This window comes from Streptomyces sp. NPDC014656, assembly GCF_043084305.1.
In the GTDB taxonomy this organism is placed as follows: Bacteria; Actinomycetota; Actinomycetes; order Streptomycetales; family Streptomycetaceae; genus Streptomyces.
Genome location: NZ_JBIBZN010000008.1, coordinates 205,252 through 226,364 on the forward strand (window position 1 = coordinate 205,252; position 21,113 = coordinate 226,364).

Annotated in this window: 21 protein-coding genes; 12 read left to right on the forward strand and 9 right to left on the reverse strand. The window is 73.5% G+C overall.

Features of this window, described 5'->3' with window-relative positions:
• Positions 1-143 precede the first annotated feature (143 nt).
• From ACF1ED_RS20030 to ACF1ED_RS20050, 5 genes are all read left to right on the forward strand, one after another.
• On the forward strand, positions 144-626 hold the full coding sequence (locus ACF1ED_RS20030) for a hypothetical protein (RefSeq protein ID WP_391762174.1): 483 nt from the start codon (positions 144-146) through the stop codon (positions 624-626).
• A gap of 201 nt (positions 627-827) precedes the next feature.
• Positions 828-2,165: a beta-xylosidase gene (locus tag ACF1ED_RS20035; protein ID WP_391762176.1), complete on the forward strand. Its 1,338-nt coding sequence runs from the start codon at positions 828-830 to the stop codon at positions 2,163-2,165.
• A 94-nt stretch (positions 2,166-2,259) separates the two neighbouring features.
• Positions 2,260-3,207, forward strand: coding sequence for a WxL protein peptidoglycan domain-containing protein (locus ACF1ED_RS20040; RefSeq protein ID WP_391762178.1), 948 nt, complete (start codon positions 2,260-2,262; stop codon positions 3,205-3,207).
• Positions 3,208-3,236: 29 nt separating this feature from the next.
• A complete protein-coding gene (gene era / locus ACF1ED_RS20045) occupies positions 3,237-4,196 on the forward strand; it encodes a GTPase Era (RefSeq protein WP_043221464.1) in 960 nt (319 codons plus the stop codon).
• A 2-nt stretch (positions 4,197-4,198) separates the two neighbouring features.
• Positions 4,199-4,732 carry a hypothetical protein gene (locus tag ACF1ED_RS20050; RefSeq protein WP_391762180.1) on the forward strand — a complete coding sequence of 178 codons (534 nt, stop codon included), beginning with the start codon at positions 4,199-4,201 and terminating at the stop codon, positions 4,730-4,732.
• A gap of 1 nt (position 4,733) precedes the next feature.
• On the opposite strand, the gene ACF1ED_RS20055 is transcribed toward ACF1ED_RS20050, so the two are convergent.
• Positions 4,734-4,982 carry a protealysin inhibitor emfourin gene (locus ACF1ED_RS20055; RefSeq protein WP_391762182.1) on the reverse strand — a complete coding sequence of 83 codons (249 nt, stop codon included), beginning with the start codon at positions 4,980-4,982 and terminating at the stop codon, positions 4,734-4,736.
• Between the two features lie 22 nt (positions 4,983-5,004).
• Positions 5,005-6,048: a M4 family metallopeptidase gene (locus ACF1ED_RS20060; RefSeq protein WP_391762184.1), complete on the reverse strand. Its 1,044-nt coding sequence runs from the start codon at positions 6,046-6,048 to the stop codon at positions 5,005-5,007.
• A gap of 294 nt (positions 6,049-6,342) precedes the next feature.
• Between ACF1ED_RS20060 and leuA the strand changes: the two genes are divergently transcribed.
• The 3 genes from leuA to ACF1ED_RS20075 all read left to right on the forward strand — a co-directional run bounded on the left by leuA (position 6,343) and on the right by ACF1ED_RS20075 (position 10,498).
• Complete coding sequence (gene leuA, locus ACF1ED_RS20065; RefSeq protein WP_391762186.1) at positions 6,343-8,106, forward strand: 2-isopropylmalate synthase; 1,764 nt, start codon at positions 6,343-6,345, stop codon at positions 8,104-8,106.
• Positions 8,107-8,334: 228 nt separating this feature from the next.
• Complete coding sequence (locus tag ACF1ED_RS20070) at positions 8,335-9,678, forward strand: choice-of-anchor A family protein (RefSeq protein WP_391762188.1); 1,344 nt, start codon at positions 8,335-8,337, stop codon at positions 9,676-9,678.
• A gap of 127 nt (positions 9,679-9,805) precedes the next feature.
• Complete coding sequence (locus tag ACF1ED_RS20075) at positions 9,806-10,498, forward strand: TerB family tellurite resistance protein (RefSeq protein ID WP_391762190.1); 693 nt, start codon at positions 9,806-9,808, stop codon at positions 10,496-10,498.
• Between the two features lie 10 nt (positions 10,499-10,508).
• Here the strand turns inward: ACF1ED_RS20075 and ACF1ED_RS20080 are convergent, their stop codons facing one another.
• From ACF1ED_RS20080 to ACF1ED_RS20100, 5 genes are all read right to left on the reverse strand, one after another.
• A complete protein-coding gene (locus ACF1ED_RS20080; protein WP_391762192.1) occupies positions 10,509-11,879 on the reverse strand; it encodes an FAD-binding oxidoreductase in 1,371 nt (456 codons plus the stop codon).
• A gap of 79 nt (positions 11,880-11,958) precedes the next feature.
• Positions 11,959-13,608 (reverse strand): LuxR C-terminal-related transcriptional regulator, encoded by a 1,650-nt coding sequence (locus ACF1ED_RS20085; protein ID WP_391762194.1) that lies wholly within the window; start codon positions 13,606-13,608, stop codon positions 11,959-11,961.
• Between the two features lie 76 nt (positions 13,609-13,684).
• A complete protein-coding gene (locus tag ACF1ED_RS20090; protein ID WP_391762196.1) occupies positions 13,685-15,052 on the reverse strand; it encodes an FAD-dependent oxidoreductase in 1,368 nt (455 codons plus the stop codon).
• 149 nt (positions 15,053-15,201) lie between these two features.
• Positions 15,202-16,011: a hypothetical protein gene (locus ACF1ED_RS20095; RefSeq protein WP_391762198.1), complete on the reverse strand. Its 810-nt coding sequence runs from the start codon at positions 16,009-16,011 to the stop codon at positions 15,202-15,204.
• A 52-nt stretch (positions 16,012-16,063) separates the two neighbouring features.
• On the reverse strand, positions 16,064-16,534 hold the full coding sequence (locus ACF1ED_RS20100) for a hypothetical protein (protein WP_391762200.1): 471 nt from the start codon (positions 16,532-16,534) through the stop codon (positions 16,064-16,066).
• A gap of 653 nt (positions 16,535-17,187) precedes the next feature.
• On the opposite strand from ACF1ED_RS20100, the gene ACF1ED_RS20105 reads away from it, so the two are divergent.
• From ACF1ED_RS20105 to ACF1ED_RS20120, 4 genes are all read left to right on the forward strand, one after another.
• Positions 17,188-17,403, forward strand: a complete 216-nt coding sequence (locus ACF1ED_RS20105; RefSeq protein ID WP_169084979.1) for a hypothetical protein — start codon at positions 17,188-17,190, stop codon at positions 17,401-17,403.
• A gap of 92 nt (positions 17,404-17,495) precedes the next feature.
• The gene (recO, locus tag ACF1ED_RS20110; RefSeq protein ID WP_391762202.1) at positions 17,496-18,245 is read left to right on the forward strand and encodes a DNA repair protein RecO; all 750 of its coding nucleotides are present in this window, start codon (positions 17,496-17,498) and stop codon (positions 18,243-18,245) included.
• A gap of 17 nt (positions 18,246-18,262) precedes the next feature.
• Positions 18,263-19,087: an isoprenyl transferase gene (locus ACF1ED_RS20115; protein ID WP_391762204.1), complete on the forward strand. Its 825-nt coding sequence runs from the start codon at positions 18,263-18,265 to the stop codon at positions 19,085-19,087.
• Positions 19,088-19,131: 44 nt separating this feature from the next.
• Positions 19,132-19,680 carry a YcxB family protein gene (locus ACF1ED_RS20120; RefSeq protein WP_391762206.1) on the forward strand — a complete coding sequence of 183 codons (549 nt, stop codon included), beginning with the start codon at positions 19,132-19,134 and terminating at the stop codon, positions 19,678-19,680.
• Between the two features lie 66 nt (positions 19,681-19,746).
• On the opposite strand, the gene ACF1ED_RS20125 is transcribed toward ACF1ED_RS20120, so the two are convergent.
• Both ACF1ED_RS20125 and ACF1ED_RS20130 read right to left on the reverse strand, forming a co-directional pair.
• Positions 19,747-20,157, reverse strand: coding sequence for a Fur family transcriptional regulator (locus ACF1ED_RS20125; RefSeq protein ID WP_351847920.1), 411 nt, complete (start codon positions 20,155-20,157; stop codon positions 19,747-19,749).
• Between the two features lie 59 nt (positions 20,158-20,216).
• On the reverse strand, positions 20,217-21,113 hold the full coding sequence (locus tag ACF1ED_RS20130) for a metal ABC transporter permease (protein ID WP_391762208.1): 897 nt from the start codon (positions 21,111-21,113) through the stop codon (positions 20,217-20,219).

Genomic DNA, 21,113 nt, shown 5'->3' on the forward strand with positions numbered 1-21,113 from the left:
AAGGATCTCCGCGACTTCTCTTGCCTTCCCGTGCGGTCTGCGTCTCAATAGGCGGCGGACGGCCCGACGGACCGTCAGATCTCCGCCATTCCACGCAGTGCCCGCACCCCCTGCGTCACCATCGGAAGGGGTACGAACCCGCCATGAGAAGAAGCACCTCAGGGGCTGTTGGGGCACTCGCGGCCGGACTCGCCGCCGCGTCCCTCGTCTTCGCCCCCACGGCCTCCGCCGCCGTCTCGCCGGGCACGGCCACGGCGACGTACGACTGCGGGAGCTGGGGCGGCGGCACCGCCACCCTCACCATGACCCACTCCGGCACCACCGGTCAGGTGTCGATCACCGCTCCCGTGACCACGCCGATCGCGGTCGGCGCGGACACGATCAGCTCCACGCTGGTCCTGGACAACACCACGGGGCCCGACCGGACCTTCACCGGCAAGAAGAACCCGGCGATCCCGGCCGGCGGCACCGCGAAGCTGGGTCCGCTGACCGCCACCAACGTGGTGGCCGGCGACAGTCTCAACTCCTACTTCGCCGGGGTCGCCCTCAAGCTGGTGATCTTCGGCGTCACGGTGAACTGCGACGCGGTGACCTCGCAGTCCCCGGGGCCGTTCGTCATCAGCTGATCCACCGCACCACCCGTGACCGGTGCCGCCGTGGGCGGCGCCGGTCTTCGGCGTGACCGGGGACATTCCGGAGAAGTCGGCACATCGACCGATCCTGCCATTATCTGATGGGTCATCAGTCGATGGCGTCCGTCGTTATTGACTTCTCTCGCCCCCCGGCCGTCAATGGCGCCCTCTCGACCCTCAGGAGGGGGCACACACATGGCACTCACCCGGACCCGGGCGGCGGCCCGAAGACGGCGGTGGACCGCCGTTCTCGGCGCCACCGCCCTCGCGTTCGCGGCCGGCGGCGCGCTCGCCGCCCCGGCGACCGCGCTCGGCAGCGCGCAGTCGGTGGACTTCTCCACCCGCTGCGTCCCGCCGCCCATCGCCGGCATCCCGCCCATCGAGGGCACCACCACCGCCGTGATCTCGGTCGACAACGCCACCCCCGAGGTCGGCGACACGGTCAAGGTGACCTACTCGGTCACCAAGCCCGCCGCGTCGAACCCGGTCGACCTCGCGCTCCCGGCCGACATCCTCACCCCGAGCGGCAAGGTCGTCCTCGGCGGCGCCCAGAGCGGCGCGGTCAGCGTCACCGGGCCCAAGAAGAACCCGCCGGTCCCGGGCAAGGGCGCCTTCCCCGGCTTCTCCATGACGGGCTCCTTCACGGTCACCACGGCCGGCGCGATCACCCTCTCGCCGGGCGACTACAACATCCACACCAGCTACCTCATGGAGCTGGACACCCCCTGCACGGTGCTCAACCCGCCCGCGCCCGTCTCCGAGACGGTCCGGGCGGGCGACCAGCCCGTGCCCAACGAGCGGACCCTCGAACTCGGCGCCGCCTCCGGCGCCCCCGGCGTCCGGGTCACCGTCACCGGCGCCCGGTTCACCCCGCTCACCGAGGTGACCGTGGCCGCCCGCGCCGGGGCCGCGGAGACCGCCGACCGGATGACGGTCACCACCGACAGCGAGGGCGGCTTCGTCGCCCGGCTCAAGGTGAACGACCTCGCCACCACCGGGATCGTCGCCTACGAGGGCGGCTCCTGGAACGCCGAGAAGGGCGCCGGCCCGCTCCCGTACCAGGTCGTCGACGACACCCCGACCCCGCCGAACAGCCAGAAGATCACCGCCACGGTCCAGGCGGGCGAACTGTCCATGACCCAGGCCGGTGACGCCGTCTCGCTCTCCGCGGTCGACTTCGGCCAGGGCGGCCCGGCCACCGGAGCCCTCCAGACGGTGACGGTCAAGGACTTCCGCGGCGGCCCCGCGGGCTGGTCCGTGACCGGCAAGGTCACCGACTTCACCGGCCCGGGCGGCGCCATCGGCGCCGACGAGCTCAGCTGGACCCCGGCCTGCGTCGCCAAGGAGGGCAGCCCCAGCGCCTGCGCGGCCGGCTCCGCCGGACCCGTCGGCTCCGGCGCCACCCTCGCCTCCACGGCGAACGGCACGGTCACCGGCGGCGAGTTCACCGTCGACGCCCAGCTCGCGCTGGACGTCCCGGCGTTCACCGCCCCCGGCGCCTACGCGGGCGTGCTCACGCTGACCCTGTCCTGACGGCGGCCGGCGGGCCGGCCGGGCGCACCCCCGGCCGGCCCGCCGGCGGCCCCGCGCCCACTCCTCCCCACCGCACCCCCGGGGGTTCCGCACCGTGCGACGCAAGCTGTACGCCCTCCTCCTGAGCGCCGCCCTGCTGCTCCTCGGGGCCCCGGCCGCCCAGGCCGCCGAGAACGGCGAGTGGGCCGTCTACCCGGCGGCCGCCCGGCTCGGCGAACGCCCCTACTACTTCCTCACCGCCGACCCCGGCACCACCCTCCGCGACGAGGTCACCGTCGCCAACAAGACCGCCGCCCCGCTCACCTTCCGGCTCTACGGCGCCGACGCCTACAACACCGAGCGCGACGGCGGCTTCGCCGTCCGCACCCTCAAGGAGGAGCAGACCGGCGCCGGAGCCTGGATCAGGCCCGAGCGCACCACGGTCACCGTCCCGCCGCGTTCCTCCGTCACCGTCCCCTTCACCCTCACCGTCCCCGCCGACGCCGACCCGGGTGACCACCCCGGCGCCCTCGTCGCCCTCGACGAGCGGATCAGCCCGGCCGGCGGCGGCTCCGTCGCCATGGGCGTCCAGCGGGCCGTCGCCGCCCGCGTCTACCTCAAGGTCAGCGGCCCCGCCGTGCCCGCGCTCGCCGTCGAGGACGTCACCGTGGAGCAGGACCGGCCGGCCGTCCCCGGCACCCGGGAGAGCACCGCCCTCGTCACGTACACCCTGCACAACCGGGGCAACGTCACCCTCGACCCCAAGGTCGTCCTCACCGCCGAGGGCCTCTTCGGCCGGACCCTGCTCGACCGCGACCTCGACCGGGTGCCGTCCGAGCTGCTGCCCCGGCAGCGGATCCGGCTGACCGAGCGGTGGACCGGCTCGCCGCAGCTCGACTGGGCCGAGATCACCCTCACCGCCACCGCCAAGGACGTCCGCGAGAGCGCCGCCGTCTCCTTCCTCGCCCTGCCCTGGCCGCTCGCCGGAGCGCTCGCGCTCGCCGCCGCCGGGGGCCTCGCCGGGTGGCGGATCCGGCGCCGCCGGGCCCGGCCGGGACACTGAGTGCGTGGCGCGCCCGCTCATCGGGGACAATGGCCCCCATGAGCGTGCGCAGTGATGAGACCGATGAGAACACCGCCCCCCACCGGGCGGGCTTCGCCTGCTTCGTCGGGCGCCCCAACGCGGGCAAGTCCACCCTCACGAACGCTCTGGTCGGTCAGAAGGTGGCGATCACCTCCAACCGCCCCCAGACCACCCGGCACACCGTGCGGGGCATCGTGCACCGCCCGGACGCCCAGCTGATCCTGGTCGACACCCCCGGCCTCCACAAGCCGCGCACCCTCCTCGGCGAGCGGCTCAACGACGTCGTCCGCACCACCTGGGCCGAGGTCGACGTCATCGGCTTCTGCCTGCCCGCCGACCAGAAGCTCGGCCCCGGCGACCGCTTCATCGCCAAGGAGCTCGCCGAGATCAAGAAGACCCCCAAGGTCGCCATCGTCACCAAGACCGACCTGGTGGACTCCAAGACCCTCGCCGAGCAGCTGATCGCCATCGACCAGCTCGGCCGCGAGCTCGGCATCGAGTGGGCGGAGATCGTCCCGGTCTCCGCCGTCGGCGACAAGCAGGTCCAGCTCGTCGCCGACCTGCTGATCCCGCTCCTCCCGAAGTCCCCGCCGCTCTACCCGGAGGGCGACCTCACGGACGAGCCGGAGCAGGTCATGGTCGCCGAGCTGATCCGCGAGGCCGCGCTCGAAGGCGTACGGGACGAGCTGCCGCACTCCATCGCGGTCGTCGTCGAGGAGATGATCCCCCGCGAGGGCCGCCCCGCCGACCGGCCGCTGCTCGACATCCACGCCAACGTGTACATCGAGCGCCCCAGCCAGAAGGGCATCATCATCGGCCCCAAGGGCAGCCGCCTGAAGGAGGTCGGGATGAAGTCCCGCAAGCACATCGAGGCCCTCCTCGGCACCCCGGTCTTCCTCGACCTGCACGTCAAGGTCGCCAAGGACTGGCAGCGCGACCCCAAGCAGCTCCGCCGCCTGGGCTTCTAGCGGTGCTCGACCCCGGGACCGCCCGCTTCGACTGGAACGGCAGGGACGCCGTCGGATTCGGCGGCTCGCTCCCGGCCGGCCGGTTCGCGCGGCGGGTGATGTGGTGCGACGACCTGTACCCGCTGCGCTTCCACGTCCGGGCCGGCGACCACGACGAGTGGATGATCGTCATCCGGCCCCTGACCGGCGTGCGCGAGCTCGGCGAGGGCGCCACCGGGCGGGGCACCGAGGTGCTGCTCCACACCGGACCGGCCGGTGAGCTGCGCACCCGGCTGCGCCCGGCGAGGGACGGGGCGTCCCTGCGCGTCAGGGGCCACAGGCCGCGCCGCCCCGGCGCCCCCGCCCCGTTCCCGGGCACGCTGGCGAGCGCTCACGGCCGCCGCCTGGAGGACGTCCAGGAGCTGCCCGAGGGGCCGCTGCTCGTGGAGGTCGTGGAGGCCGACGGCGACTGGTCGCTCGACGTCGGCCCCGTCCGCCCCCCGGAGGCCCGGGAGGAGAGGAAGTCCGGCTTCTGGAGCCGTCTCCTCGGGCGCTAGCTCACGCGCCCTCCTTGAGGACCCTCGTCACGAGGGTCCGCTGGGCGTCCGTGAGGTGGGGGTCGGCGCACCGCACCGTCCGGCCGTCGACCGTGATCTCGTAGGAGAAGCCGTCCGGGACGACCCGGACGGCTTCCGGCGCCGCGAGGACGGCGGAGGCCAGGGACTCCCACTCGGGGCCCGTGACCTCCACCTCCGCCGACCGCTCGATGCCCGCGAAACCGCCCGTGCGCCGCACTCGAATCCGCATGGGCCCCTGTCTACCAGCCGGATCAGTCGGTCGGCACTCCCACGGCCGCCCACGCCTTCGTGACGGCCTGGATCTCCGCCGCGTCGCCGTACCGCGCCTTCGCCGCCGCCACCGTGGCCGCCGCGAACTCGGTGAAGCGGGTCTCCGGGGCGAGGGTGCCGCCGGTCATCACGTCGTACCAGATCCGCCCGGCCCGGTCCCAGGCGTTGCCGCCGAGCTCGGTGGCCACCAGGTAGAAGGCGTGGTTGGGGATGCCGGAGTTGATGTGCACCCCGCCGTTGTCCCGGCTCGTGCGCACGTAGTCGTCCATGTGGGCGGGCTGCGGGTCCTTGCCGAGCACGTCGTCGTCGTACGCGGTGCCCGGCGCCTTCATCGAGCGCAGCGCCGTCCCCTCCACGTCCGGGTGGAAGAGGCCCTCGCCGATCAGCCAGTCGGCCTGCTCGGCGCTCTGGCCGAGCGCGTGCTGCTTCACCAGCGAGCCGAAGACGTCGGAGACGGACTCGTTGAGCGCGCCGGACTGGCTGAAGTACTCCAGGTTCGCCGTGTACTGCGTGAAGCCGTGCGCCAGCTCGTGCCCGATGACGTCCACCGGGAGGGTGAAGTCGAGGAAGATCTCGTCGTCGCCGTCGCCGAAGACCATCTGCTCGCCGTTCCAGAAGGCGTTGCCGTACTTCTCGTCGTAGTGGACGGTCGCGAGCAGCGGCAGCCCGGCCCCGTCCATCGAGTCGCGGCCGAAGGCGTCCCGGAAGAGCGCGAAGGTGGCGCCGAGGCCCGCGTAGGCGCGGTTGACCGTGGCGTCGGCCGTCGCCTCCTCGCCCTCGTCGCGGACCTTCACCCCGGGCAGGGCGGTACGGCGTTCCGCGTCGTAGATCGTGCGGCGCGGGGCCGCGGGCCCGGCCGGCGCGTCCGCGGGGGCCGCCGCCGCGCGGGGGAGGACCCGGGCGGTGCGGGCCGAGGCGTCGGTGATCAGGGTGCGGCGGGCGGCGGCCGCGACGGAGGGGTTCCCGGAGGCCGCCAGGTGCTCCAGGAGGTGGGGCGGCACGATCGTGCAGAAGGGGGAGGTCATACCCGGCAATGTGGCACCGCGCGACGGCCCTGTCACGAGAAGTGACGGGGATTGGCGAAATGGAGTGATGAGTCACCTTTCGGTCTTGACGACACCGCCGTCCCGCATACTGGAACAGGACGTCCGCCTTCCCCGGTCCTGGGCTATGGTGACGCACATCATGCGTTTCGGGCTGCTTCTCCTTAGCTGCCGCGGCGAGGGCCTGTAGTCGTAGGCCGACCCCCTCCCCGCGGGTTTCGGTGTTGCGTTCGACAGTCGGCCGTCCCCCGTGAAGGACCCGAGGAGCCCTACGCAATGTCCCAGTCTCCGTTCGTCAGCCGGCCCACGCCGATCACCAACACGACGCACACGCAGAAGCCGTCCGGGATGCCGATCCACAAGTACGGCCGCTACGAGGCCGTCGAGATCCCCGACCGCACCTGGCCCGAGCAGCGGATCACCCGGGCCCCCCGCTGGCTGTCGACCGACCTGCGCGACGGCAACCAGGCCCTGATCGACCCGATGTCCCCGGCCCGCAAGCGCGAGATGTTCGACCTGCTGGTACGCCTGGGCTACAAGGAGATCGAGGTCGGCTTCCCGTCCTCCGGCGAGACCGACTTCGCCTTCGTCCGCTCCATCATCGAAGAGGGCGCGATCCCGGACGACGTCACCATCTCCGTCCTGACCCAGGCCCGCGAGGACCTGATCGAGCGGACCGTGGAGTCCCTGGTCGGCGCCAAGCGCGCCACCGTCCACCTGTACAACGCCACCGCGCCGACCTTCCGCCGGGTCGTCTTCCGCGGCTCCAAGGACGACATCAAGCAGATCGCCGTCGACGGCACCCGCCTGGTGATGGAGTACGCCGAGAAGCTGCTGGGCCCGGAGACCGCCTTCGGCTACCAGTACAGCCCGGAGATCTTCACCGACACCGAGCTGGACTTCGCCCTGGAGGTCTGCGAGGCCGTCTGTGACGTCTGGCAGCCCGGCCCCGGCCGCGAGATCATCCTCAACCTGCCCGCCACCGTGGAGCGTTCGACGCCGTCCACGCACGCGGACCGCTTCGAGTGGATGTCCCGCAACCTGACCCGCCGCGAGCACGTCTGCCTGTCGGTCCACCCGCACAACGACCGCGGCACCGCCGTCGCCGCCGCCGAGCTGGCCATCATGGCCGGCGCCGACCGCATCGAGGGCTGCCTGTTCGGCCAGGGCGAGCGGACCGGCAACGTCGACCTGGTCACCCTGGGCATGAACCTGTTCAGCCAGGGCGTCGACCCGCAGATCGACTTCTCGCAGATCGACGAGATCCGCCGCACCAGCGAGTACTGCAACCAGATGGAGGTCCACCCGCGCCACCCCTACGCGGGCGACCTGGTCTACACCGCCTTCTCCGGCTCCCACCAGGACGCCATCAAGAAGGGCTTCGACGCCATGGAGGCCGACGCGGCCGCCCAGGGCAAGACCGTCGACGACATCGAGTGGGCCGTCCCCTACCTGCCCATCGACCCCAAGGACGTCGGCCGCTCCTACGAGGCCGTCATCCGGGTCAACTCGCAGTCCGGCAAGGGCGGCATCGCCTACGTCCTGAAGAACGACCACAAGCTGGACCTGCCCCGCCGGATGCAGATCGAGTTCTCCCGGATCATCCAGGCCAAGACCGACGCCGAGGGCGGCGAGGTCACCCCGGCGGCGATCTGGTCCGTCTTCCAGGACGAGTACCTGCCCAACCCGGAGAACGCCTGGGGCCGCATCCAGCTGCGCTCCGGCCAGTCCACCTCGGACACGGACGGCACCGACACGCTGCGCGTCGAGGCGGTCGTCGACGGCGTCGACACCGTCCTGATCGGCTCCGGCAACGGCCCGATCTCCGCCTTCTTCGACGCCCTGCAGTCGGTCGGCGTGGACGCCCGCCTGCTGGACTACCAGGAGCACACCATGAGCGAGGGCGCCTCCGCGCAGGCCGCCTCGTACATCGAGTGCGCCATCGACGGACGCGTGCTGTGGGGCATCGGCATCGACGCCAACACCACCCGCGCCTCCCTGAAGGCGGTCATCTCGGCGGTCAACCGCTCCGCGCGCTGACCCCGCGCTCCGTACGGCGCCCCGCCCCTCCTCGCGAGGGGTGGGGCGCCGTCTTTTGTGAGCTGCGTCACGGTTTCAGGTCCCCTTAAGGAAGATCCTTCAGACTTGCCCGAATCAGTGCCATATGGGGCGAGTTGACGGCACATCACGGCATGCCGGATGGTTCGGACCATTCCCCACGGGACCCCCACACCTTTCCTCCCCGCACTCCCTGACCTGGAGTTCCGCATGCGCACGTCCGCTGCCGTGGCCACCGTCCTCGCGGTGACCGGAGCCGCCCTCGCCTGGGCCCCCGCCGCTTCCGCCGCCCCCGCCGGATGCACCCCGAACCCGCTCGGCACCGCCGGGCTCTACGCGGAGTTCGTCGAGGGCGACTCGGTCCGGCACTCGGACTCCGAGGGCGCGGTCGCGGTCGGCGGCGACGCCGCCTTCGGCGACCCCGCGCAGCCCTCCGGCTTCTCCGTCGGCCACCGGCTCACCCCCGCCGACCTCGCGAAGCTCCCCGGCGGCCACAGCCTCGTCGTCGGCGGCACCCTGACCGCCAACCAGGTCGTCCTCACCAAGGGCACCGGCGTGGCCGGCAAGGTCGTCGACGCCTCCGGGGGCAAGAACTTCGGCGTCGACGGGCCGATCGCCGAAGGCGCCTCCCCGGTCGACTTCGGCGAGGAGTTCACCGGCCTGCGCGCCCGCTCCGCCGGCTGGGCGGCCGAGAAGCCCAACGGCACGGTCGCCGCCTCCGGCGACGGCCTCTTCCTCACCGGCGCCGACAGCGCGCTCAACGTCTTCGCCGTGGACGCCGCCGACCTCCAGAAGGCCCGCTCGGTCACCCTGGACGTCCCGGTCGGCGCCTCGACCCTGGTGAACGTGCTCGGCGCCGCGTACGACATGAACGCGAACGCCACCTACGGCGTCTACTACAAGAACCTCGCCGGCGGCGCGGCCGTCGTCGACGACTACGAGGTGCCGGACCCGGCCTACCGCACCATCCGCTCCAAGCTGCTGTGGAACTTCCCGCAGGCCACCACGGTGAAGAAGAACTACACCTCCTGGCCCGGCACCATCCTGGCGCCGAACGCCACCGTCCACATGGGCGGCCCCGGCGTCGGCCCCGGCCACGTCGACGGCGCCGTGATAGCCAAGGAGCTCGTCACCGTCCCCGGCGCCGAGACCCACCAGATGACCTTCACCGGCTGCCTCCCCGGGGAGACCGCCCCCGGCCCCGTCGTCACCCCGGAGACCCCGAAGCCGACCGACACCCCGGTCCCCACCCCGCCGGCCACCACCGCCCCGGCCCCGAGCCTCACCACCTCCGCCCCGGGCGCGCCGCAGACCGCTCCGCCCGCCACGCCGGCCCCCTCCGCGACGACCCCGGGCGCCCCCTCCGAGACCCCCGCCCCCACCGGAAGCCCGGAGGAGACCACCGCCGCGCCCGCCCCCTCCGCGACCACCCCGGAGGGTGATCTCGCGACGACGGGTTCGGCCATCGGCCCCGGTGTCATCGGGGCCGCCGTGGGCGCCCTGCTCCTCGGCGGAGGCTTCCTGGCCTTCGCGAAGCGGCGCCGCCGGGCCTGAAACCCGGGTGTCGTGTCTCGGCCATCTCCGGTGCGAAGTAGTGACGAGGTGCTGACGTCACATCAAGGATGTGGCTAACATCACGCCAACGCACCGGCAGTGCAGCCGGGCCGTTGAGGAGGTGCGCGTGCGTTCTGCCCGGAAAACGCGTGGTGGGAAGCTGACCGTCTGTGGCATCCGCACCTCCTGGAACACCATCGGGGACGGCGAGTTCTTCTGCGAGGAGTGCGGCGGCGACCGCAACTACCGGCGGCGCACCGGCCGACGCCGGTTCGCCGTCCTCGGCGTTCCGCTCGTGCCCCGGGGCTGTACCGGCCCGGTCGTGGAGTGCGCCGCCTGCCGCACCCGCTTCGGCACCGAGGTGCTGGAGCGCCCCACCACCGGCCGCTTCTCCGCGATGCTGCGGGACGCCGTCCACACCGTCGCCCTCGCCGTCCTCGCGGCCGGCGGCACCGGCTCCCGCGAGGTCCTGGACCGGGCCGTGCACGCCGTCCGGTCGGCCGGGTACGCCGAGTGCACGGCCGTCCAGCTCGTCGACCTGGTCGAGGCGCTGGAGGCCGACACCGGGCGGTTCATGCCGGAGATCAATCCCGAGGGCGCCCTCCTCGCCATCGAGATCCACGAGGCCGTCGCCCCGCTCACCCCGCACCTGGAGCCCGCGGGACGCGAGGCCCTGCTGCTCCAGGCCGCGCGGATCGCGCTGGCCGACGGCGGCTACAGCCCGGCCGAGCAGGAGGTCCTGGGCACCGTCGGGACGGCGCTCGGCCTCCCGCCCGAGGACGTGCTGCGGCTGCTGGACTCCGCCCGGACCGTCTCCTGAGCCCCGGGGCTCACGGCACGACGTTCTGGTTCAGCCGGAAGACGTTGTCGGGGTCGTAGCGGCGCTTCACCTCGCGCAGCCGGTCGTAGTTCTGCCGGTAGTTCACCCGGACCCGGTCCTGGTCGTCGGTGTCCATGAAGTTCACGTAGCCGCCCGCCTCGGTGTGCGGACGCAGCGCCCGGTCGTAGGCGCGGGTCCACTCGACGTTCGCCGCCGTGCCGGACGGGTCCGTCCAGGTCGCGCCGAAGGAGTGCGAGACGTCCGCGTCCCGGTAGGCGAAGGCGGTCTCCTCCGGGCCGGTGCGGTGGCAGGCGCCGTCGATCGGGAAGAGCGCGGTGTCCGACTCCATGGTCGGCATGGTCGCCCCGTACGCGGCGTGCGCCGCGGCCGCCCCGGCGCTCAGGCCGCGGCTGAAGTTCCCCTTCCAGTAGTGGTACAGCCCGGCCGGCAGCTGCTCGTCGAAGAGCGTGTTGACCACCGGGTACGGCATCCGCTCCATGAACCGGCCGACGACCGGGCCCAGTCCGTCCAGCAGGGACAGGACCCGGTCGTCCCGGTCCGGCGGGCCGCTGAAGCAGGTGAAGGCGGCGCAGATCGGGCGCCCGTGCCAGCGCTCCGGCAGGAACGGTTCCTCCGGGCCGAGGGCCAGCACCAGGATGATGTTCAGCTCCTCCGGCGCGGCGGTGGCCGCCGCGTGCCAGGCCCCGATCACCGCCTCGTCCAGCGGATAGCAGGTCAGGCCGCCGAACACGTCCGTCAGCGGGTGCAGCCGGTAGGAGAACTCGGTCACCACCCCGAAGTTCCCGCCGCCGCCGCGCAGCGCCCAGAACAGCTCGGGCCGGCGCTCGGCGTCGCAGGAGACCAGGTTCCCGTCGGCCGTGACGACCTCCGCGCCGGTCAGGTTGTCGCAGCTCAGGCCGTACCGGCGGGCGAGGTGCCCCATGCCGCCGCCGAGGGTCAGCCCGGCGATCCCGGTCGTGGAGATCACCCCGCCGGTGGTCGCGAGCCCGAAGGCGTGGGCCGCGTGGTCGAAGTCGCCCCAGGTGGCGCCGCCGCCGGCCCGGGCCGTCCGGGCCTCCGGGTCGACCCGCACCTCCCGCATCGGGGAGAGGTCGACCACCAGACCGTCGTCGACCGTGCCGAAGCCGGCCACCGAGTGGGCGCCGCCGCGCACCGCGAGCGGGAGGCCGCGCTCCCGCGCGTGGCGGACCGCCGCGCTCACGTCGCCGGCGTCCACGGCGTGGACGACGACGGCGGGCCGCCGGTCGTGCAGGGCGTTGTAGACCCGCCGGGACTCCTCGTACGAGGGGTCGCCGGGGGTGACGACGGTGCCGCGCACGGCACCGCGAAGCGTGTCCAGGGTCTCCGTCGTCGTGGTCATGCCCCCGGTCTACGCGGCCGGGCGGGGCCGCCGCATCGCCCGTACCGCCCATCCCGCCGGCGGCCGGCGCGTGGGCCGTTCAGACCAGGCCGTGCGCGTAGGCGTAGGCGGTCGCGGCGGAGCGGGTGGAGACGCCCAGCTTGGCGAAGATGTTGTTGAGGTGCCGGGCGACCGTGTGCTCGCTGATGACGAGGGCCCCGGCGACGCCCTTGTTCGTCGCGCCCCCGGCGACCAGCCGCAGCACCTCCGCCTCCCGGGCGGTCAGTCCGCCCGGCAGCCGGCGCCGGGCGGCCGCCGAGAGCAGCGCGGCGGCCCGGCGGGCGTCGGGCCCGGCCCCGAGCCGCTCGAAGCCCTCCCGGGCGAAGGCCAGTTCGAGCCGGGCGGCCTCCTCGTCCCCGGCGGCCCGGGCGGCCGCCGCGACCAGCATCCGCGCCTGCGCCGCCTCGTACGGCACCCGCAGCCGCAGCCACAGGTCGAGCGCCCGCCGCAGCGGGGGCAGCGCCTCCCCGGGGTCCCCGGCCAGGGCCACCGCGCCGGCCGTCGTGTCGGCGAGGGCGCGCAGCAGCGGCACGTCACCGGCGAGGGCGTCGAGCTCCGCCGCCGCGTCCGCCGCGTCCCGTACGGCTCCGGCGGCGAGGGAGACCTCGGCGGAGGCGGCGAGCAGCCGGGCCCGGGACAGCGGGCCGTGGCGGGCGTCCTGGCAGGCCAGCGCGAGCCGCAGCCCGGTCGCCGCCGCGGCGGCGCGGCCCTGCGCGAGCCGCAGCAGGGCGAGCCCCGGCTGGGGGAGCCGGCCCAGCTCGTGGGCGTGGGCGTAGGAGCGGGCGGCCTCGTCGAGGCGGCCCTGGCGGCGCTGGACGTCCCCGGCGGCGCAGTACGCGGCCGCGGCCGCCTCCAGGCAGTCCAGGGGGACTTCGCGGCAGGCCCGCCGGGCCTCCTCCTCGGCGGCCGTCCACTCGCCGAGCAGGTCCAGGACCTCGACCCGGTGGGCCCGGCACACCCCGCGGAAGGGGTTCTCGCCGGTGCCGGAGGCGGCGCACCACTCCATCGCCGTACGGGTCCACTCCACGGCCCGGCCGAAGTCGGCCGCCTCCATGCACTGGGTGAGGGCCAGGCAGTACAGCCAGCCGGTGAAGACGCCGCTCAGCTCGCCCGCCTCCGCCGCGCACATCGCCTCGTCGAGGAGCGCGAGTCCCTCCGCCCGGCGGCCCTGGGCGAGCAGCGCGGCGGAGGCGGCCTGGCGGCTGAGCGCGAGGAGGTCGGGGCTGCCGGAGCGCTCGGCGAGGCCGGTCATGCGGGCGGTGGCGGCCAGCGCGGCGGGGCCGTCGCCGCGGGCGGTGGCCTCCTCGGCGTCGGTCCAGGCGAGGAAGGACTGCTCGGGGCAGGGCGGCAGCCCGTCGAGGTGGTGGCGGGCCCGGTGCAGCCAGCCGGCCGCGACGGCGGGCCGGCCCAGGCCCGCGTACTCGTAGTGGAGCCACCAGGCGGCCAGCCCGGCGCCCCGGTGGTCGCCGGCCGCGACGTGGGCGGCGTGCGCCCGCAGCCGGGCGGCGACGGACTCGTCGAGGTGCCCGGACCACCAGGCGGCGTCGGAGAGCGCGGAGAGGTCCTCGGCGGTCAGCGCCTGCGCCGGGTGCCGGTCGCAGGCGTGCAGCAGCTCGTACGCCTCGGCCCAGGCCTCGCGGGCCACCGCTTCCCGGGCCCGGACGGCGCGGTCGATCACGGGTGCGGACACGGCCCTCACCCCTTCCGGTCCTTCCAGCGTAGGACCGGGTGGGGGAGGGCCGCCCGTCGGCGGGGGTCCGCCGGTGTCAGTCGATGGCGCCGCTCGCGCGGAGCATGTCCTCGCGCTCGACGATCTTCACGCGCTCGCGGCCCTGCGCCTCGCCCAGCGCCTTCTCGGCGGCGTCCAGCGCGTACCAGCCGTCCCACGTGGTGTAGGTGAGGCCCTTGCCCTCCAGGAAGGCGGTGATCGCCTCGGGCTCCGGGCTGGCCGGGGTGAGGAGCCGGCCGGCGGCGAAGTCCTCCAGGAGGTTGGCGACGGTCTCGTTGGCGTCGCCCTTGGTGTGGCCGATGAGACCGACCGGGCCGCGGCGGATCCAGCCGGTGACGTAGGTGGAGGCCATGTGCTCCTCGCCCTCCATCACCCGGCCGCCCTGGTCGGGGACGGTGCCGGAGACGGTGTCCCAGGGCAGCTTGGGCAGCTCGTCGGAGAGGTAGCCGACGGCGCGGTAGACGGACTGGACGTCCCAGTCGGTGGTGACGCCGGTGCCCTTCACGTTGCCGGTGCCGTCGAGCTCGGTGCGCTCGGTGCGCAGGCCGACGACCTCGCCGTTCTCGCCGAGGATCTCGACGGGGGACTCGAAGAAGTGCAGGAAGAGCTTGTGCGGGCGGTCGCCGATGTCGCGGATCGCCCAGTTCTCCAGGGTCTTGGCGACCATGTCGGTCTGCTTGTTCTTGCGGCGCTCGGCGATCGAGCCCTCGTCGTAGTCGATGTCCTCGGGGTTGACGATGACCTCGATGTTCGGCGAGTGGTCCAGCTCGCGCAGCTCCATGGGGCTGAACTTCGCCTGCGCCGGGCCGCGGCGGCCGAAGACGTGGACCTCGACGGCCTTGTTGGCGGCCAGGCCCTCGTGGACGTTGGCCGGGATCTCGGTCGGCAGCAGCTCCTCGGCGGTCTTGGCGAGGATGCGGGCGACGTCGAGGGCCACGTTGCCGACGCCGAGGACGGCGACCTTCTCGGCGGACAGGTCCCAGGTGCGCGGGACGTCCGGGTGGCCGTCGTACCAGGAGGCGAAGTCGGCGGCGCCGAAGGAGCCGTTCAGCTCGACGCCGGGGATCTTCAGCTCGCGGTCGAACATGGCGCCGGTCGAGAAGACCACCGCGTCGTAGAAGGAGCGCAGGTCGTCGAGGTGGACGTCGGTGCCGTAGTCCACGTTGCCGAAGAGGCGGACCTGCGGCTTGTCGAGGACCTGGTGGAGGGCGGTGATGATGCCCTTGATCCGCGGGTGGTCGGGGGCGACGCCGTAGCGGATCAGGCCGAAGGGGGCCGGCATCCGCTCGAAGATGTCGATGGACACGCCCGGCTCGGTGGCGGTGTCGGACTTCAGCAGCGCGTCGGCGGCGTAGATGCCGGCGGGGCCGGCGCCGACGATCGCGACCCGGAGGGGGCGGGGCATGACTGGGTTCCCTTCGCAAGCGGGGTGCGGCGAAGCCGCCGACACTTAGGCCACCCTAATTAACATCCGGAGCCGAGTGGTACCCGACCCTGGTCTATGCCCCCATAAGGCCAGCTTATGACTTCTCAAAGGATGGGCTGGGGGATGGGCTAGGCGTCGAGGAGGAAGATCACCGCCATCGTGACGTGGAGGGGGATCAGGATGCCGGAGCAGACGACCAGGAAGGCGCCCGCGTAGGTGTCCACCAGGTGCGTGAAGGGGGGCACCGGCACCAGCACGTCCGCCGGGTCGCCGGGCGGGTGGGCCACGGTGATCGCGGGACCGGCCTCGCCGTGGACGAAGCCGCGGTACGTGCCGGTCGCGTCCGGGTAGACGTACGCGCCGCGGGTCGTGGCCCGGGTGGCGGTGGCCGTGACGCCGTGCCGTTGCAGCCACCGTTCCCGCCGGGAGCGGATCACCCCGTACAGGCCCAGCCACAGGCCCAGCCAGCTCAGGCCGCCGAGCAGGACCGTGAGGAGGACCACGTCCCACCTGCCGTACGCTCCGGCGGCCGCGCAGGCGGCGACGAGTGCCAGCAGGTGCCACAGCGCGCCCCGCGCCATCCGGCGGAGGAACCGCTTCCGCCAGGTCGGCCGGAGGGAGCGGACCACGGCGAAGGGGGCGCCGTCGACGTCGTCGTCGTCCGTCCGGTTCGCCAGGAGCGCGTTGACCCCGTCGGCGAAGGCGGTCGCCGCAGCCTCGTCCACGTCGTCGATCCGGTGGACGCGCGGCGTCGTCCCGGCCCTCGCCCGCAGCTCGATCAGGACCGACCGCCCCTCGGCGCGTATCCGGCCGAGGCCGTCGGCGGTGAAGACGACCTGCTCGTGCGCGAGGTCGAGGACCAGTCCGAGGTCTTCCGCGGCGAGGGCGGCGCCGTCCCGGCCGCGGAGGACCGGGAGGGAGGGGATGGGGTTCGGCATGAGCATGATCGTATGGGGCGTACGGCCGCGGAGGGAGCCCCCCGCCGGGGCCCTACCGGCCCCGGGCCGCGACGACGACCAGGGCGACGGCGACGGCGAGGCAGGCGGCCGCCACGACGGCGCCGAGGAGGATCGCGAGGGGGCCGGTGGGGCGCGGTGCGCCGACGGCCGCGGCGACCCCCTTCCAGCGGGCGCGGCGGGGCTCCGGGGCGGCCCGGAGGGCGCTGGTCGTGACGAGCGCGGCGCCGTCGGGGGCCGGGACGGCGGGCAGCGCGGCGGTCACGGCGTCCGCGAAGGCGAGCGCGGCGGCCTCGTCGACGTCGGTGACCCGGTAGATCGTCGGCTCGTTCGCGCCCGAGGCGGTGAGGACGATCGCCACGGACCGTCCTTCGGCGTGGACGAAGGAGATCGCCGCCAGCGGTATGTGGTGCTCCTTGTCCGTGCGGTGCAGGGTGACCGGGCCGCCCGCGAAGCGGAGAACCGATTCGCCACCGCGCAGGACCAGAGAGGGGGTGGCCGTCATCGTCCGCGTTCCTCCGCCGCCGTCGGTGCGTCCCGGGGCGCCTCCGGGCGACAGGGCGACGCTCCCGCGCCGATCGTAGGGGCACCGGCAGACCCCGCACCATGCCCGGCCCCGTGACGCGGCCGCTCCGCGCGCCCCCTTCATGCGCCCCGGCGTGCGCCGGGAGTGAAATCAGGAGGCGTTTCGGTCCGTTCGGGGAATGGACCCGCGAAGGCCCGGGACGGCCGTTCGAGAATCCCCCGGATTTACGGTGCTCCGCAGATTCCGCGACCGACCCGACGGCCGCGAATCGAATTATCCGCTCGAACATCCCGGCCCCGGTGGTGTGCGGGAACGGACCGAACTCCCTTGGTGCGTCCGACGATTCTACGGATCACCGGTCACCCGGGAGTGGGGAAGCGGGAAATGGATTCAGAAAGGCATACGTTGGTGAAGGAAGACACAGGAGAGAACGACCACGGGGGAAGTCGGAGCGGCACGGCGCGCGGCACCGGAATTGCGCGGCCCGGACGCGGAGGGAATGCCCTCCGCGACCCGGGCCGGCGTCCGGCGCCGCCGCTCCGCCGTCCCCTCGGCCGCTCGTTCGCAAGGGACACCGCACGGTGGCCCGGCCCGGCACCGCCGGCCCGGACCGCCGGGGAGGAGGGCCGGTCATGGCACTGCAGATCGGGGCGTACGTCGTGGAGATCCGCACCGGGCGGGTCGCGAGGGTGATGGGCCACGAGGGCCCCTACGTCCAGATCCGCCCGCTCGGCGGCGGACGCGAGTGGGACGTGGCGCCCGAGGAGGTCCGCGAGGCCACCTCCGCGGAGCGCCTCAGCGCCGCCACCGCCCACGCCAACGCCCGCAGCCGGGGCGAAGTCCCCTGACCCGGCCCCCGCCGCCCCTTGGCGCCGGACGTCCGGGCCGGAGTCGCGGCCGGGCGGCCGGGCGGGGAGGGACGTGCGGGAGAATGGGGGGCATGAGTCTGTTTCGTGATGACGGGATCGTGCTGCGCACCCAGAAGCTGGGTGAGGCGGACCGCATCATCACGATCCTCACGCGCGGGCACGGCCGGGTGCGGGCCGTGGCGCGCGGGGTGCGGCGCACCAAGTCGAAGTTCGGCGCCCGCCTCGAACCGTTCTCGCACGTGGACGTGCAGTTCTTCGCCCGGGGCAGCGAGCTGATCGGACGCGGACTGCCGCTCTGCACGCAGAGCGAGACGATCGCCGCGTACGGCAGCGGCATCGTCACCGACTACGCCCGCTACACCGCCGGCACCGCGATGCTGGAGACGGCGGAACGCTTCACCGACCACGAGGGCGAACCCGCCGTCCAGCAGTACCTCCTGCTCGTCGGCGGTCTGCGGACCCTCGCCCGGGGCGAGCACGCCCCCCACCTCATCCTCGACGCCTTCCTGCTCCGCTCCCTCGCCGTGAACGGCTACGCCCCCAGCTTCGGGGACTGCGCGAAGTGCGGACTCGACGGACCGAACCGCTTCTTCTCGGTCGCGGCGGGCGGCGTCATATGCGGCGACTGCCGGGTGCCCGGAAGCGTCGTACCCTCGGCGGAGGCCATCGGCCTGCTCAGCGCGCTGCTCACCGGCGACTGGGCGACGGCGGACGCGTGCGAGCCGCGTCACGTCAGGGAGGGCAGCGGACTCGTGTCCGCCTATCTGCACTGGCACCTGGAGCGCGGCCTGCGCTCCCTGCGTTACGTAGAGAAAAGCTAGGTAGGAGAGACCACGTCATGGCCATCGCACGACTGCTCGGTCGCCAGCGCCGGGAGTACGCCACCCCCGAGCCGCACCCGTCCGGCGCCCGCCCGCCGAAGCTCCAGACCGAGCTGGTCCCGGAGCACGTCGCGATCGTCATGGACGGCAACGGCCGCTGGGCCAAGGAGCGCGGACTGCCCCGCACCGAGGGCCACAAGGTCGGCGCCGAGCAGGTCCTCGACGTCCTCCAGGGCGCGATCGAGATGGGCGTCGGCGCGATCTCCCTCTACGCCTTCTCCACCGAGAACTGGAAGCGCTCCCCCGAGGAGGTGCGCTTCCTGATGAACTTCAACCGCGACTTCATCCGCAAGAGCCGCGACCAGCTCGACTCGCTCGGCGTCCGCGTCCGCTGGGTGGGCCGGATGCCCAAGCTCTGGAAGTCCGTCGCCAAGGAGCTCCAGGTCGCGCAGGAGCAGACCAAGGACAACACGAAGCTCACGCTCTACTTCTGCATGAACTACGGCGGCCGCGCCGAGCTCACCGACGCGGCGCAGGCGCTCGCCGAGGACGTCAGGGCCGGCCGGCTCGACCCGTCGAAGATCACCGAGAAGACGATCCAGAAGTACCTCTACTACCCGGACATGCCGGACGTGGACCTCTTCCTGCGCCCCAGCGGCGAGCAGCGCACCTCCAACTACCTGATCTGGCAGAGCGCGTACGCCGAGATGGTCTTCCAGGACGTGCTGTGGCCCGACTTCGACCGCCGCGACCTGTGGCGCGCCTGCGTCGAGTACGCCCAGCGCGACCGCCGCTTCGGCGGCGTCGACCCGGCCGACCTGGCCGTCCTCGACAAGGCCTGAGGCCCGGGGAGGGGCCGCCGGGAGGTGACGCTACGATCCGGCGCGTGAACGGGACCACGGACGACCCCACGCTCCACGACCGGATCGAGCTCACCTACCTCCCCGTCCTCGCCGACGTGCGCGAGGCGGTGGGCGTCAGCCTGGACGCCGCCCGCTGGTGGCGGGCGCTGCGCCGGGCCGCCTACGGCTCCGCCGTCCTCGCCCTCCTCGTCGCCGCCCTGGAGCTGCTGCTCCCGGACGAGCCGGACCCGGCGACGGTGGCCGAGATGGCGGGGCTCGGCGCGGCGGCCGTCGCCGTGGTCCGCCTGATGGGCCCGGCCGTCGCGCGGGCGGTCTTCCTCTCCGTCCGCGCGCAGGGCGAGGCGCGCGCCGTCGTCGACGCCGAGGGCGGCCGGTGGACCGCCCGGGACACCGAGCAGCTCATCCGCTGGCCGATGCTGCCCCGGTACGTGGAGACGGACCGGCTCTTCGTCCTGCTCACGCCCCGCAGGACCGGCTCCGGCTTCGCCTACCTGCCCAAGCACGGCCTCGCCGACCCCGCCGACGCCGGCCGGCTCCGCGCCCTGCTCGACCGGCACAGCGCCCGCGTCTGACGGCACGCGCGAGGGCCCGCACCGGACGACGCCCGGTGCGGGCCCTCGCGCGCGTCGGCTCTCAGCTCACTTCGCCGCGCACTCCGCGCAGGTGCCGAAGATCTCGACCGTGTGCGCCACGTTCACGAAGCCGTGCTCGGCCGCGACCGCCTCGGCCCACTGCTCGACCATCGGGCCCTCGACCTCGACGGCCTTGCCGCAGGCGCGGCAGACCAGGTGGTGGTGGTGGTCGTCCGAGGAGCAGCGGCGGTAGACGGTCTCGCCGTCGCTGGTGCGCAGCGCGTCCACCTCGCCCGCGTCCGCCAGCGACTGGAGGGTGCGGTAGACGGTGGTCAGGCCGACGGAGTCACCGCGGTGCTTGAGCATGTCGTGCAGTTCCTGCGCGCTGCGGAACTCGTCCACCTCGCTCAGTGCCGCCGACACTGCGGCACGCTGCCGGGTCGAGCGGCCGCGTACGGGGGGTCCTGCCGTCACCACGGGGGCCTCCTTGCTGTTTCCGTTGCCCCCGCCATTCTGCCAGTCCCCCCTGGGCCGGGTCAGACCCTGACGTCGTCCGTCGGCCGCCGGGTCTCCGGGACGCAACGGGCGTCGCACTCCGCCGACGCCCGTTCGGCGAGCCGTGCCCGCCGGCGGGCGAGCGGTGTCGCCAGTACGGCCAGGGCGATGAAGACGCCGATCGCGAGGAGCACGATCGTCGCGCCCGGCGGTACGTCCTGGTAGTACGAGGTGATCGTGCCGGACAGGGTGACGCCGGTGCCGATGAGGACGGCGAGCACGAAGGTGGCCTTGAAGGAGCGGGTCAGCTGCTGGGCCGCCGCGACCGGCACCACCATGAGCGCGCTGACCAGGAGCAGGCCGACGACCCGCATCGCGACGGTCACGGTGACGGCCGCGGTGACCGCGACCAGCAGGTTGAGCAGCCGCACCGGCAGACCGGTGACGCGGGCGAACTCCTCGTCCTGGCTGACGGCGAAGAGCTGCCGGCGCAGGCCGACGGTGACGAGGACGACGAAGGCGGCGAGGAGCGCGATCGCGGTGACGTCCTCCGACGAGACCGTGGAGAGCGAGCCGAAGAGGTACGAGGTCAGGTTGGCGTTGGAGCCGGTCGTCGAGAGGCTGGTCAGCATGACGCCGCCGGCCATGCCGCCGTAGAAGAGCAGCGCGAGCGCCAGGTCGCCGCGGGTCTTGCCGTACGCCCTGATCAGCTCCATCGCGACGGAACCGGCGACGGCGACGGCGGTCGCCATCCAGACCGGGCTGGAGTTGAGCAGGAAGCCGAGGCCCACGCCCGTCATCGCCACGTGGCCGATGCCGTCGCCCATCAGGGCCTGCCGGCGCTGGACGAGGTAGATGCCGACGGCGGGGGCGGTGATGCCGACGAGGACGGCCGCGAGGAGCGCCCGCTGCATGAAGGCAGGTTCGAGGAAGTCCAT

Coding starts and splice junctions, on each gene's coding strand:
- ACF1ED_RS20030 (WP_391762174.1), top strand. CDS start 144: ATGAGAAGAAGCACCTCAGGGGCTGTTGGGGCACTCGCGGCCGGACTC.
- ACF1ED_RS20035 (WP_391762176.1), top strand. CDS start 828: ATGGCACTCACCCGGACCCGGGCGGCGGCCCGAAGACGGCGGTGGACC.
- era (WP_043221464.1), top strand. CDS start 3,237: ATGGCCCCCATGAGCGTGCGCAGTGATGAGACCGATGAGAACACCGCC.
- ACF1ED_RS20055 (WP_391762182.1), bottom strand. CDS start 4,982: ATGCGGATTCGAGTGCGGCGCACGGGCGGTTTCGCGGGCATCGAGCGG.
- ACF1ED_RS20060 (WP_391762184.1), bottom strand. CDS start 6,048: ATGACCTCCCCCTTCTGCACGATCGTGCCGCCCCACCTCCTGGAGCAC.
- leuA (WP_391762186.1), top strand. CDS start 6,343: ATGTCCCAGTCTCCGTTCGTCAGCCGGCCCACGCCGATCACCAACACG.
- ACF1ED_RS20070 (WP_391762188.1), top strand. CDS start 8,335: ATGCGCACGTCCGCTGCCGTGGCCACCGTCCTCGCGGTGACCGGAGCC.
- ACF1ED_RS20080 (WP_391762192.1), bottom strand. CDS start 11,879: ATGACCACGACGACGGAGACCCTGGACACGCTTCGCGGTGCCGTGCGC.
- ACF1ED_RS20090 (WP_391762196.1), bottom strand. CDS start 15,052: ATGCCCCGCCCCCTCCGGGTCGCGATCGTCGGCGCCGGCCCCGCCGGC.
- ACF1ED_RS20095 (WP_391762198.1), bottom strand. CDS start 16,011: ATGCCGAACCCCATCCCCTCCCTCCCGGTCCTCCGCGGCCGGGACGGC.
- ACF1ED_RS20100 (WP_391762200.1), bottom strand. CDS start 16,534: ATGACGGCCACCCCCTCTCTGGTCCTGCGCGGTGGCGAATCGGTTCTC.
- ACF1ED_RS20105 (WP_169084979.1), top strand. CDS start 17,188: ATGGCACTGCAGATCGGGGCGTACGTCGTGGAGATCCGCACCGGGCGG.
- recO (WP_391762202.1), top strand. CDS start 17,496: ATGAGTCTGTTTCGTGATGACGGGATCGTGCTGCGCACCCAGAAGCTG.
- ACF1ED_RS20115 (WP_391762204.1), top strand. CDS start 18,263: ATGGCCATCGCACGACTGCTCGGTCGCCAGCGCCGGGAGTACGCCACC.
- ACF1ED_RS20130 (WP_391762208.1), bottom strand. CDS start 21,113: ATGGACTTCCTCGAACCTGCCTTCATGCAGCGGGCGCTCCTCGCGGCC.